12 protein-coding genes are annotated in these 13,141 nt (G+C 37.1%); all 12 read right to left on the bottom strand.

Going from position 1 to position 13,141, the window contains the following annotated elements:
• Positions 1 to 32: 32 nt before the first annotated feature.
• Positions 33 to 1,190, bottom strand: coding sequence for a nucleotidyltransferase domain-containing protein (locus P0092_RS04095; protein WP_004618672.1), 1,158 nt, complete (start codon positions 1,188 to 1,190; stop codon positions 33 to 35).
• 15 nt (positions 1,191 to 1,205) lie between these two features.
• On the bottom strand, positions 1,206 to 2,720 hold the full coding sequence (locus tag P0092_RS04090) for a class I adenylate-forming enzyme family protein (protein ID WP_004618674.1): 1,515 nt from the start codon (positions 2,718 to 2,720) through the stop codon (positions 1,206 to 1,208).
• Between the two features lie 16 nt (positions 2,721 to 2,736).
• Positions 2,737 to 3,876, bottom strand: a complete 1,140-nt coding sequence (locus tag P0092_RS04085; protein ID WP_004618676.1) for a BtrH N-terminal domain-containing protein — start codon at positions 3,874 to 3,876, stop codon at positions 2,737 to 2,739.
• Between the two features lie 25 nt (positions 3,877 to 3,901).
• The gene (locus P0092_RS04080; protein ID WP_004618678.1) at positions 3,902 to 4,153 is read right to left on the bottom strand and encodes an acyl carrier protein; all 252 of its coding nucleotides are present in this window, start codon (positions 4,151 to 4,153) and stop codon (positions 3,902 to 3,904) included.
• 25 nt (positions 4,154 to 4,178) lie between these two features.
• Complete coding sequence (locus tag P0092_RS04075; RefSeq protein WP_004618680.1) at positions 4,179 to 5,750, bottom strand: bifunctional metallophosphatase/5'-nucleotidase; 1,572 nt, start codon at positions 5,748 to 5,750, stop codon at positions 4,179 to 4,181.
• Positions 5,751 to 5,778: 28 nt separating this feature from the next.
• Positions 5,779 to 6,615, bottom strand: coding sequence for an ABC transporter permease (locus P0092_RS04070; RefSeq protein WP_004618683.1), 837 nt, complete (start codon positions 6,613 to 6,615; stop codon positions 5,779 to 5,781).
• Between the two features lie 3 nt (positions 6,616 to 6,618).
• Positions 6,619 to 7,407 carry an ABC transporter permease gene (locus tag P0092_RS04065; RefSeq protein ID WP_004618684.1) on the bottom strand — a complete coding sequence of 263 codons (789 nt, stop codon included), beginning with the start codon at positions 7,405 to 7,407 and terminating at the stop codon, positions 6,619 to 6,621.
• The gene (locus P0092_RS04060) at positions 7,382 to 8,392 is read right to left on the bottom strand and encodes an ABC transporter ATP-binding protein (RefSeq protein WP_004618686.1); all 1,011 of its coding nucleotides are present in this window, start codon (positions 8,390 to 8,392) and stop codon (positions 7,382 to 7,384) included. The genes P0092_RS04065 and P0092_RS04060 overlap by 26 nt, the downstream gene beginning before the upstream one ends.
• Before the next feature lie 220 nt (positions 8,393 to 8,612).
• Positions 8,613 to 9,155: a helix-turn-helix transcriptional regulator gene (locus P0092_RS04055; RefSeq protein ID WP_004618688.1), complete on the bottom strand. Its 543-nt coding sequence runs from the start codon at positions 9,153 to 9,155 to the stop codon at positions 8,613 to 8,615.
• The gene (locus P0092_RS04050) at positions 9,152 to 9,412 is read right to left on the bottom strand and encodes a hypothetical protein (protein ID WP_004618690.1); all 261 of its coding nucleotides are present in this window, start codon (positions 9,410 to 9,412) and stop codon (positions 9,152 to 9,154) included. Before P0092_RS04050 ends, P0092_RS04055 begins: the two co-directional genes overlap by 4 nt.
• Before the next feature lie 250 nt (positions 9,413 to 9,662).
• Entirely contained in the window at positions 9,663 to 10,796 is a 1,134-nt protein-coding gene (locus tag P0092_RS04045; protein ID WP_004618693.1) for a serine hydrolase domain-containing protein, read from the bottom strand.
• A gap of 151 nt (positions 10,797 to 10,947) precedes the next feature.
• Entirely contained in the window at positions 10,948 to 12,990 is a 2,043-nt protein-coding gene (locus P0092_RS04040; RefSeq protein ID WP_004618695.1) for a methyl-accepting chemotaxis protein, read from the bottom strand.
• Positions 12,991 to 13,141: the final 151 nt, after the last annotated feature.

Below are 13,141 nucleotides of genomic sequence, written 5' to 3'. Positions count from 1 at the left end.
CTCCTTGGCATATAGTTGTGCCTTTAATGATTTTAAGACTGGCCTTCACCAAACTTTGCATCTAAGAACCTGTTCATACCCGTAGCTTTGCTCTGGTCTATATTCAGAATTCTGTTAACATCAAAAAGCCTTGTAAAGAAATCGTACGGCCATTTTGACGGTTCTTTATTTTCGATTGCATACTCATCCAGATAAGAAAGGTCCTCAGGTTTGAAGCTGTCCTTTACAAACTGAGGTATTATTTCTCCGAACATAAGCTCTATATAATAGAAGTTATAATATACAATTTTCTCCAATTTGTACTCTGTAACTCTTTCAACAAGTATATTCCAGTCAATCTTGTCAAAGAATTTGCGTATGTACATAAATAAATCTGCAAACTTGTAAATCTTCAGGTCTTTGAGGCTGGCTATCCATATCATAAGACATGCTTCTTTGTACAGATGACAGCTAAGTTGGATTATATTATCTATGTAGTCCAGCATATAGCCCTTTGTGTTATTTATCTCAATTGGTACTGCTCTTTGTATCAGGTCTTTTGTCAGTACCTTGTAAGGACAGTTACCTTTCCACAGAATGTCATGGTTTACGTCAACTTCAACAAGCTTTGCGAACTTATTATCGCTGAGCTTGAGGAACTGGTGTATTTCATGTGTTGCCATCTGGTGAAGAACTTTTTGTTTTCTCGGTACTTCTACAATTACATCTTTCTCCTCATCGTAATTGCCCTGTATATAGCCAAGGTCTTCAAGAGCCTTTACTACAGTGGTTACATCATCGAGACTCATAAGCATATCCAAGTCATTGAATATTCTTGATTCTATTGAAGGATATACTGTACTTGCAAGGAGGTTGCCTTTGAGCACAGGAACTACAAGATTATGCTTTTCAAACTCCTTGAGTATTTCTGAAAGCTTTTCCAGATAGCAGGTGTTTCTTTCACCAAACACAGCCCACTGAGTATCCATAAGTCTTTGAAGTTCTTTTTCCATCGAATCGTAAAGATTAAACTTCTTGAGATTGAACCGGAACATTGGCAAGGTTCTATGTGTAATCATCTGGTATATTGCTTCGGACCAGTCAACACCGCCATCCAGCATTTTTTTCAGCTCATCACCCTGTGAATCATTCATTTCCACTGCAGTAAGTAATACAAGCTGTCTTTCCTTTGATATTTCTTCTCTTTTCATTCACATATCCCCCTGTTATTTTTTCAAGCTTTGATATAATTCTTTAACATCCTTTTTGCTTATTTTCCCTATTGCATTTCTCGGTATTTCCGGTATTATATATATTTCCTTTGGTACTTTTCTGTCTTCGAGCTGTATGTTGCACCATTTGTATATATCCTTTACTTCTGCCGTACAGCCCTCTTTTAGAACTACCATGGCAACAATTTTCTGTCCCAGTTTTTCGTCATCAACACCTATTACGGCACTTTCCTTGACTGACGGATTTTTGAGCATAACTTCTTCTATATCTATTGGATATGCTCTGCTTCCACCCTGCATAATCATGTCATCATTTCTGCTGAGTACAAAGAAACGTCCTTCTTCATCCTTATAGCCTAAATCTCTTACACGGAAGCCCTTTTCACCAAGAACTTCTGCTGTGAGCTCAGGTGAATTGTAATAACCGTCCATCATGTAATCACTGGTTATATATAGTTCTCCTATTTCGCCAACTTGAGCTTCACTTCCGTCTTCTCTGTATACTTTTACGCCACAGCCTCTCATAGGTTTACCGATTACACAAGGCAGAGTTGTTACGTCTTCATGTTCTCCGAAGGTTACTCTGGCTGACGCTTCGGAGGTACCATAGGCATTGAAAACTCGTGCCCCCGGGAATGCTTCTGCTGCGCGGCGATAGATAGTCATTGGATTTACCATTCCACCGATGAGAACTCTTTTTACTGAGCTGATATCATAATTTTTAAGTTGAGAATACTCAAGAATTTGTAAAAGCATTGTTCTTACGATGTAAAAATTAGTTGCTTTATACTCTTGAACTGCCTTTAAGAATATTGCGGGATGAAACACATTATTGAGAAGGATAATTCCTCCACCCCGGCTTATTGCCATAAGCACATCCCCTGATATAGGGCTTGCCTGTGCAAGTGATCTTGGCAGTATAGTCCGTTCATCACTGGTGAAACCCAGATGTTCTGCAACTGCGAGTGCATTTCCTACAATTGCTTGGTTTGAGAGTACAATTCCCTTTGGCCTCGAAGTAGAGCCTGACGTAAAGCATATACCGAAAGTATCTTCATTTACATCCGTAAGCGCACGTTTGGCCTTTTTGAACTCATGTATTTCAAATGTACCGTTTTCCTGTAAAACGAGTACTATTCTTATGTTCATCTTGTCAATGCCATCTTTAACAGAGTCATACCCTTTAGGGTCAGTTATCAGAAGTTCAACATCCGTGAAATTTATAAGGTCTGTAAGTGTATCTCCTTTGAATTGATACGAAAGTGATACAAAAACCTTTTTCTGTCGATTTAAGCCAAACATACTTGTAATGAATTCTGTACAATTCGGAAGGTAGATTCCACCAATTTTGAAATCAAAACCCTGAATGATTGCACAAAAATCCAAAACCTTGTCGTATATCTGGCCATAAGTAAATTTATTGTCATTATATATAAGCAATATGTTATCTTTATACTTCTCACAGCTCTCCTTAAACAGATTCCATGGTGAGTATTCAATTTCTTTCACAAAAGTCGCTTCCCTTCTATTTATTTAAGCTTCTGCTTTGCAGATAGCCTTCCAGCCTTTCCACAATACTGCTCTCCAACTCACGTATAATATCAAGTTGACTTACCAAATCGTCAATCATATCCAGTGACTTCCTTATGCCGAGCTTTAAAGCGATACTGGAACAGATATCCCAATGTTTTGAAGCTTCTTCCAATGATACACACAGTCCGGTTATCAGCTGTTCCGGTAACAGAGATTTGATTTGTTTAATAAATACACTGAAACGCTTTCTGCTTCTTGAAATATTTTTCAAGCTGCCGTTCAGATAAACCCTGTACCAGTACACTTTTTCATCATCAAGCTTTTCATTTTTCTTTTCCAATAAACTTTTTGAAAATAACTCAATTGCATCCAACCCACACGTATATCCGAGAACTTCTTTTCGACCTTTCATTCTCCGGCAGCTTTCACTTAATAAATTCAGCATTTTTTCTTCTGTGACCTTAAAATCCTTATCTAGGCCAATTTCCATCCAGAGATTGCGAACCGGTCTTTTTTGTGTCACATTTACTCCCGGTAAGGGATTATCCGACCTTCTTCCCATATTGACTTCATCTATAGGCAATATTCCGTCAAAATCACTGCTTGACAGTTTATACTTATCAAACAGATGAAAATATCCTTCTTCTTCGTCATATCCGGTGAATACCACACAGTGCAAACCATGTTCCTTTCCGTATGCCCTGTGATAATTCATATAGTACAAATCCACAGCAGCAACTACGGGCATTCCGTTATCAAGCAATTCCTTAAGTCTTTGATATGCCACCTCAGGCTTGTCCTCTATGTACATATTGATGTTAACCCTGTCCTTGTACCTGATATCAGCAGCTTTCTCTGTGGATTGACTGTATAAGGTTGTTGGTGCCAGGTATACGAATTCAAGGGATGTATTCAGTTCATCTTCTGTAAACTCAACCGTTGTATTTGGCCTGTAAAAATAGTTGACTCCAACATATCCATTTTTACAGTCATACATAAACGATAGATAATCAGCAAGAATAATGTCGGGATTCAATCCCATATGTAAAAGTGCTGCGGAATAAGCATTATGGAAACAATCATTTACATAGGGCTCAAAGTATCTGGGTACATTACCCATTTGTTTTATCATAGTCACCTGTCCTATCACTGTGTATTCAGGAATTCAATATATTGTCAACATAATCAGTTATAGAATTCACTGTTGAGAAGGTTTCGTAGGTTAGGGAGCTGCTATCAAAGGTTATTCCAAAAATATCTTCGATTTCAACCAGCAGCTCAACAAGAACTATTGAGTCAACTCCATAGTTGTCTCTCAAATCACTGTCTGCCACCACATTTTCATTATTAAACTGTGCAACTCTGCTTACAACCTCACAAACCTTGCTTTCTATTTCCTGTTTCTGCATAAGTCTTACACTCCTTTAAAATATTTTACTTGTACCTCTCATTTACTACCTGTATTCTGCCTTCAACCTTTGCTGATACATCACCCTTTTCTTTTATGTATTTAGCAAGAACATCTTTAAGAAGCTCTCCCTTTTTCAGCAGCTTTCCTTCTTTCAATTCATCGTATCCGTCTCCGCCGTTATATATATAGTCATTTGTTGCAACTTTGTAGTACTTTTCTCTATCCAGCGGTTCTCCATTCAGTGTAATACTTACCAGCCTTTTACCGGCAGGCTTTGATGCATCAAACGTATACTTTATACCTGAAACCTGCAGGAAGCCTCCATTAGAACCTCCATCAGGATACAGCCTTATACCTCTTTCAACTGCGGTGTATATGTTTTCTCCCCTTACCTGTATTGTGACAAGTGAATTAACAAATGGCAGGGCTTTCCCAATAGAATACAGATTTATATTTCCTGCCGGAATACTCTCTCGTATTCCTCCTCCATTCATTAGGGTTAAATCCGCATCGGAAGTTTCACGCATTGCATCGCAAAGCAAATTCGCCAAAGTTGTTTCTTTACTTCTCACATTATTTCTGAAGCCGTCAAGCTTTTCTGTTGTTTTTCCTACAACCTCTTTTGTAGCTTCAAGAGCTATTGCATGGTATTTCTCTGCCACCTTATTTAAAGCCGGGTCAGCTTTATCCTTGTCCTTAGTTTTCTTAACGCTCCATGCTAACTTTGCAAGCTTACCGTCTTTAAAGTACATATCTGCCAATCCTATGTGTGTGCTATAGCCTCCCGCTTCAACCAGATATGTATTGTTGACCTTTACAGCCTTTTCATATAAAAAGTGGTGGTGACCGCACAGGATTAAGTCTATGCCATCAACCTGCTTTACTACTTTTCTGTCTATGTCATCCCCAAGATGTGATATAAGTACTATGGCATCCACCTTACCCTTTAGTGTTGCTACCATATTTCTCGCAATTCTTACAGGGTCTTCCAGAGTTACACCCTCTGTATCCCTTGAATTTGTATTTATAAGGGCATTTTGCTCAGTCATTCCGAATAAGCCTATTTTTTTACCCCCAACATCTACAATTTTGTACTCTTGAAACGCAGGCTTTCCATCCTTGTAAATATTAGCCGAAAGAATTGGAAATTTGAGTTCGTCTTTGATTTGAATCAGCCTGTCATAACCAAAGTTAAAATCATGGTTTCCGGGTGTCATTGCATCATAGCCCATTAAATTGGCTACTTGTACGACTCCCTCACCTTTATCTATGTTTGCTTCATTGGTTCCGTGAAACAAGTCTCCTGAATCCAGAACCAAGGTATTTTTATTTTTCTCCTTTACACCGTCTATCAAATGTTTCATAAGCGGCATACCCATCATTACGCTTACGTCATCCAGAGAGTAATATCCCCCTGCTTCCTCATCGAAGATAATATGTCCGTGTATATCTGCTGTACTTACTACGCTTATTTTTTCATCGTAATAGCCTAAGCTTTTGAGCAAATCATTAAAGTTAACATATTTCACCGTAAGAAATGCGGCTATCCCAACTACAAGTACTCCTAAAGCAATTAAATTTTTATAACTTTTCAAATTAATAATCCCCCTTTTGTATATGTCATTACATGGCCGTACCTGTACTTGAATATCGGCTTACTCCTTTTTTCCAAAATGCATACACAAGTAAAAACATTATTACGGCAACCACTGGTGTCATATAGAGAAAACCGTTCCAGTATGAAGACATATCGCTTTTTCTTAAGAAATATTGTGCCGGAAAAAAGTTTACAAAAGCAAAAGGAACTACAAACATGAGAAGCTTTTGTATGATACCCGGATAAAAGCTTAAGGGGTAGCCGGAAATTCTTCTTGCATTAAAGAATATCATGTTCCTAAGATTGTCAACCTTGTATGTCCAGAAGCTAAAACAGGCCGAAAACAAGAATATTGAGGCCTGTATAACTGCCCCTGTCAATAAAGCCACTATGTAATAAATAATATTTTTAGCATTCCACTCTATTCCCACTGAAAACGCAGTGTTTACAAACAGGATTATTCCCACTATCCCATGACCCAGAGCCGCACTCAAATCTATCCTTGACGCAACTATCTGGTACATAAGCCCAAGGGGTCTGGTCAGGAACCTGTCAAATTCTCCTGAATAAATCATATTGTCGAAATCTCGCATTCCTGCAAAAAATAACACAAACACGCTATAGGATAAAAACAAAAAACTGTACAGGAAGAACATCTGGTTATATTCCCATCCATTTATCCGTACGAATCTTGCCAGTATGAGAAACATAACTACAACGGAAATCATTTCTCTGCAAAAAATTGCTATTGTAATAAAGATTCTGTCAAATTTATATTCAAGAATTGATTTAATACTGAGTTTTGCATACTTCAGTAGCAAAATAAATATTTCACCAGGACTGTATAACGGTTTCTTTTTCACTGACTATCCCCCCTGAACAACCAATTTTTTTAATGCTGATCTCCATAAGAGCCTGCCAATTACAAACAGACCAAAAACCCATATAAGCTGCTTTAATAATGCAAAAGCGATTTCCTCCATTGGCATTTGCCCCAGATAGATAGTTATGGGTACGTAATATATGGAAGCAAAGGGAGTAAGATTTATAAAATCTACCATTGCCTGAGGCATAAACCACAGCGGAAGCAGCGCACCTGACAATATCATTACAGCTGCATCCTTGATTGTTACAAGACTGAAGGTCCAATAAAACCAGAATGAGCTTATCCATACAATGAAATTCAAGCAGTACAATACAAGATAACCCAGAATCATACTGACCAGAAAAAGCACAAACATTGTTAATGAAAAAGGCGGAAGCATTTTGAAAAGAATTACTGATATGATTAATGCCGGTGTGAGCTGCATGACAACCCTGAAAATCAGGATACCTACATTATATGAAAAAATATAGCCGCTGAAATTAATAGGCTTGAGTAAATCCAAGCCTATTGAGCCTGAGCGCACCTTGTTTTCAATGCGGTACTCATCCATTGCATAAATACACTGCATCAGGAAAGCAAGAACCACATAGGTTATCAACATTTTAAACTGTACACCGTCTACAGCCTGTTCATCCTCATAGATTGCCTTCCAGACGCATATATTGACAAATATCATAACTATGGCATTAATAATACCTGCTACACAATCTGCCCTATATGCAATATTATTCTGGAATGCTTTTTTAGCGAACTCCAAGTAGGCTCTCATCGAACTTGATCCCCCCTTGATAGATTTCTCTGATTATCCCTTCAATTTCAGGTTCTTGAACTGTCAGATCCACAATAGAATATTTTTGAGTTAATTCATTTATTAGACTGGATATTTGGATTTCATCTTTATGGAATTTAAATCTCTTTTTGCTTCCCTTATCTTCAATTACCTGTATTCCGGGTATATCTATTTTTTCAACATTCTCAGAAAAATCTACCTGCAGGGTTCTGTTGGTGCCGTACTTTTCTTTTATTTCTTCTACCGTGCCATCGTATATTGTCACACCCTGATCAATAATTATCATTCTCTGGCAGGTCTTTTCAATATCTTGCATGTCATGAGTAGTAAAGAGCATGGTTGTACCTTTTTCTTGGTTTATGTACCTGATAAACTCCCGCACCTTTTCTTTTGCGATAACATCCAGTCCTATGGTCGGTTCATCAAAAAATATGATTTCTGGATCATGGAGCAAAGCTGCTGCAATATCAGCTCTCATCCTTTGCCCAAGACTTAGCTGTCTTACCGGTTGGCTTATAAATGAATCGATATCTAATAATTCATTAAATAAGTCCATATTTTTTTTATATCTGGATTCTGGTATTTTGTAAATATATTTCAGAAGTTCAAAGGTATCAATTACGGGCAAATCCCACCACAGCTGCGTCCTTTGACCAAAAACTACTCCAAGGCGCATAGCGTTTCTTTTTCTTTCCTTGTATGGGCATAGACCGTCAATTGTTATTGAGCCTGAAGTAGGTACCAGTATCCCCGTTAACATTTTTACAGTAGTAGATTTGCCGGCACCGTTAGGGCCTATAAAACCTACCATTTCTCCTTTGTTTATGGAAAAACTGATATCATCGACAGCACGCTTCATTTTATACTCTGGAACAAGCAGACTTTGAAGTGAACCTATTAACCCTTTTTTCCTTACATTGAGCTTGTAATCCTTAACCAGATTGTTTACTTCAATAAATGGCATTCTTGGCATCCTTCTCTCGTTTTTTTCTAAAAAATGCAAAAAGAAACATATTAGAACCGTACTAGCAAATTAAACTAAAATCAGATAATTATTCAATATGATGTATTAATTGTCATTTTATATAATATTTTGTGATTTTACTATTGTGTCTTAGTGTAGTAAAATATAAAAAAAGGGACAAACTACCTTAAAAGGTAGTCAATCCCTTTTGAATTTTTTTTCAACAATCAATATCGTCTATAGACATAAGATTAAGCTTTAAGCATTTTATTACGGCTTGTGCTGAACATTCCACTTCAAGCTTCTTATAAATGCTTTTTTTGTGGTACTTAACAGTATTTATGGTTATGCCTTCTTCAAGTGCTATAGTTTTATCAGGTACGCCCATAGCGATTAATCTCAGAATCGCCAACTGCTTTTTGTTTAACAAACAATCTTTATTATCGGGCAGAATTGAACTTATGTTACTTGATTTCAATTCGTTGATAATTCTGTAGGCTGTAAGGTCAGCGATAACTCCAAGTTCGGCCTTAACAGGCTCTTTCATACTGCATACTGCCAAATATCCAATTTCTCTTTTTTTTACTTCTAATGGTACTGAGTAAAAATAAACTTCTCTGAGTAAATCACAATAATGATGCAGCGGTGTGGTATAAACCGGTTTTTTCAATTTTATGGATAAAGCTATTGCATTGGTACCCAATGCCCTTTCAGCAAAAGACATCCCAATTTTAATTCCGTTTCTTTCAATTTTTCTGTTCAATTCTCTGCAACACTTTTTTTTAAAAGGACTCCTTCAGGACTGGTTAATAAGAAGACTATATTCTTGTTTACCGTAAGATTTTCCAACTCCCTCCATATTTCATCAAATAACGATATTACCTGCTTGCCTTCGCTTAATGCAGTTTGTAAAGCATCATTACTAATATACGTACTCGCAGCAGTAGCTGAATTATTCAAACCAGAATTAATACATCGCCTCCAAGACGTTAGTATTTCTTCTACTGGTTGTAATCTCATACATATATCCCCCCTGTATTTAGTTTTTAAATCGTAGGCAAATACTTAAATGTAATATACTAATATTACCATACCTGCAATGCAAAAGGTGATAATACTTATGTTTACCAGTTTATTGGAAATCTCAATTAAATTAAGCTTAATAGTTAACATAATACATGAATTTATGATTAATAAAAAGCATATCAGCCACAACACTTTTTTATGTGTTTTTACGACTGATATGCTTATCTTTAACAACCTAAACTGTTTATAAGCCTAACATTTCATAGGAAATGTCTCTTATCTTAGGATGAATATCCGAGTATGCATAACCGCAGTTGCGTACATGCTGTACATAAAAAATAGCAACATGATTCTCAACATCTATTACTGCATAAGCTCCTGCCGCACCATCCCAGCCGAATTCTCCAAGAGGGCTTTTAACTCCTGATTTTTCCTTATCAATAAGAGTGCGTACACCAAGGCCATAACTGTATCCTATTCTTCCGAATTCATCAAAATCCTTTTTGGAAATATCATTCATCTGGTCCATACGCATCATATCTATAGACTCTCTCGTGAGGACTCTGTATCCTTCTGCGCTCACCCCGTCGTTACACATTGCATCTAAAAACAGAATATAATCATCTGCTGTGGATATCAGTCCGGCTCCTCCACTCTCGTATTTATTGGAAAGCTTATAGCAGTTGACTATGGAAATGGGTTTTGATGTCATTGTTTCCATATTGAATTCAAACTGTTCAGACATATTTGCCTCTCTGTCAGCAGTTAATTCAAAGCCGGTATTTTTCATTCCAAGAGGTTTTAGTATATGCTCATAAAGATATTCTCCGAACTTTTGTCCGGAGGCTTCTTCTATAACCGCCCCCAGTACATCATGGCTAAGGCTGTACAGAAAATGGGTACCGGGTTCAAATTCCAGAGGCTCTTTTGCCAATTCCCGTATAACCTCCCTGGTAGTGGCCTCATTTTTAGTGTCCAAAAGTACCTTCAGTATGGATGGGGCCTGAAGATTATAGTTTAACCCGCTTTGCATGGAAAGAAGATGCCTTATTGTAAGTGTATTTTTAGCAGGCACTACGTCAGAGCCGCATTTTACATTCAGATGTTTGTATTCCGGCAGGTAATCAGCTACGGGAGCGTCCAGTGATATCTTTCCCTTTTCCACAAGCTGCATAACTGCAGTGCATGTTATAAGCTTTGTTGCCGAGAATAACCAGTATGTATTTGCAGAAGTCAGAGGCTTTGTTTTGCTTGCATTGGAGTAACCTGTGGTATGCCGAAAAACCGGCTTGTGATTCTGGAAAATAACGCAGTCGCAGCCGGGTATGCCTTTTGCTTCCAGTGAATCCAGATAATCTGCTAATATTGATTTATCCAAAATGAATATCCTCCTAAATTTAATTTACATTTTATATCTATTTTACATCAAACCTTCTTTATTTGAAATACATACCTGCATTGAAGAGGCCGAAAAAGGCTGTGACGAACCTCGGTTCACTCACAGCCTTTTCGGATACGTTTTTATTATTTTATAGCCTGTCCAATGTTTTCAACTCAGTTGTTATACTTTTTTGAGCGGTTGACAGATATTCCATAGAATCAAGAAGACTTTCTATTGTAGCCTGCAATTCTTCGCTGTTTGCAGCATTAGACTCAATAGCCTGATTAACTACTGCTATAACTTCTTCCACCGTTTTCTCATTTTGTCTGAGAAGTTCAACATTGTTTGTAACCTCTTCAACCTGTTCTCCTGACTTAATAGTGAAATCAATCAGTCCTTTTAGTGCAATCTTTGCCGAGTCAATCTCAGACTTGCTGTCTGTTATAACAATAATCTGTTTATCATTACCCTCGGTAGTGCATTGTATGTCCTTTTTAATGTTCCCTAATATTTCCTCTATCCTGCTGGTCGCTTCGGAGCTGTCATTTGCCAGCTTTCTTATTTGCTCGGCAACTACCGCAAAGCCCCTTCCTGCCTCCCCTGCCCTTGCTGCCTCTATGGCTGCATTAAGAGCCAACAGATTTGTTTGTGAGGTCACGCTGTTAATGAACCCAAGAATTCCGCTTATTTCGTTTGAACTGTTAATCAGCTGTTTTATACTGGAGTGACCGTTTATAACCTCGGTTTCAACTCTTTCCATAGCATTCGTTATTTTACTAAGACCCTCATCACTGGTCTTTACATACTTATGAGTCTTGTTGAACACATCTCTAAGAGAATGTGTAGCAGCATTTACGTTATTCAAGGTATTAATCATGATTCCCATAACCTTTGTTATTTCGTCTACATGCTTCATTTCCTTTTCGTTATTGGCTGCCATTTCTCCTGAAGACTGAGAAATCTGTTTTATCGTATTAAATGCATGGTTCATATTTTTACTGTATTCTTGCTGTAAGCCTGCTATATTACCGATACTTGTCTTAATGGTTTTAATAATTTCTTCATAGCTCTTTGTAACAATATTTATGCCATCCTGAATTTCATTGAGTTCAGCCTCTTTTACATTCACTGTTTCAAGTGTATCTGTTCTGTTTTTACCCATGGATTTTAAAACACTTGCAAATTTATTCAAGGATTTTATCACAAATCTCAGGTATTGTAAAATTATTAACAGGAAGAATAGAAGTACACAGAAGGCAATAATTGTATAAAGTATAAGATTTGAGTTTATACTTTTTTCTGCTGACTTCAGACTTTTCTCTGCAAGGCTTACACTGCTATAATAGATTGTGGTGTCCAGTCTGACATGCATTACATATCTGATTTCGCTTCCGAATTTGACAGGAGCATAAATATCACCGTTTTTGTCGTTAATGATAATTATGGCTTTTCCGTCTTTGAATACTCGCTTTACATAACTATTCTCTACTTTTTCACCTTTTGTCCATTGTGCCTTGACTCCCTGTTTAAGGTTCTGTGTCAGAGCAATCCCGGTACTGTCAACTACCTGAATCGAATTAATTCCGTGGGTGTTGCTATTATCTACATACATACTTAATGCCTTTTCTACAACACTGGAATCACATGCAGTTTCAATAATGCCTTTATTTCCGCTTCTGGGTATTGCAGTAAATTTGAAAATTTGTCCTGTTTCTGCTTTAATTTTCAAAGTAGATGGTAATACCTGCGCTTTCCCGTTTAGAAGGTCTTTATATCCTTCCCATATGGAAAACAACGATAACCCTTTTGCGGCTTTTTCCGTTGAAGCTATAAATATGCCATTTTGGTCTGTTAAGTACAAATCGTTCATTCCCAGTTTCTTGCAAATTACTTCAAGCTCGCCGTCGGTAAGTGTTTTTTGAGAATCAATTTCTTGAAGTGCATACGCAGCATTGAGCATCGATTCATCAACCTGATTTTCTATTGATTCTATACTTAAACTAATTTGACTTGTAACATTTTCTAATTGACCTCTTACTTTTTGATTTGCATCTTTATTTAAAGTATCCGTGAGACTGCTGAAGTTATCGTTCACTATGCCATTTGAAACGTAAAGAAACACCATAGCCCCAATCAAATAAGATATAATTAGTGCAGAAAAAATAAAATGTATTTTTGACTTCATTTTCATTTTTTAGTATACGCCCCCCTTATTAAGTTTAAAATACTGTACAAAAAACCGAACCTAAATAGACTATTTCAAACCTCCCATCTTTGGTGTTCTTTTGAAACTTTATAATTTTTAATACATCATATTGCAATTAATATAAAGTTATTGTTAT

The organism is Ruminiclostridium papyrosolvens DSM 2782 (assembly GCF_029318685.1).
In the GTDB taxonomy this organism is placed as follows: domain Bacteria; phylum Bacillota; class Clostridia; order Acetivibrionales; family DSM-1351; genus Ruminiclostridium; species Ruminiclostridium papyrosolvens.
This window is presented reverse-complemented; position numbering and strand designations above follow the sequence as displayed.

Bases quoted from the DNA above. Each gene is read 5' to 3' on its own strand.
- P0092_RS04095 (WP_004618672.1), bottom strand. From the start codon at position 1,190: ATGAAAAGAGAAGAAATATCAAAGGAAAGACAGCTTGTATTACTTACT.
- P0092_RS04085 (WP_004618676.1), bottom strand. From the start codon at position 3,876: ATGATAAAACAAATGGGTAATGTACCCAGATACTTTGAGCCCTATGTA.
- P0092_RS04080 (WP_004618678.1), bottom strand. From the start codon at position 4,153: ATGCAGAAACAGGAAATAGAAAGCAAGGTTTGTGAGGTTGTAAGCAGA.
- P0092_RS04065 (WP_004618684.1), bottom strand. From the start codon at position 7,407: ATGAGAGCCTACTTGGAGTTCGCTAAAAAAGCATTCCAGAATAATATT.
- P0092_RS04060 (WP_004618686.1), bottom strand. From the start codon at position 8,392: ATGCCATTTATTGAAGTAAACAATCTGGTTAAGGATTACAAGCTCAAT.
- P0092_RS04050 (WP_004618690.1), bottom strand. From the start codon at position 9,412: ATGAGATTACAACCAGTAGAAGAAATACTAACGTCTTGGAGGCGATGT.
- P0092_RS04040 (WP_004618695.1), bottom strand. From the start codon at position 12,990: ATGAAAATGAAGTCAAAAATACATTTTATTTTTTCTGCACTAATTATA.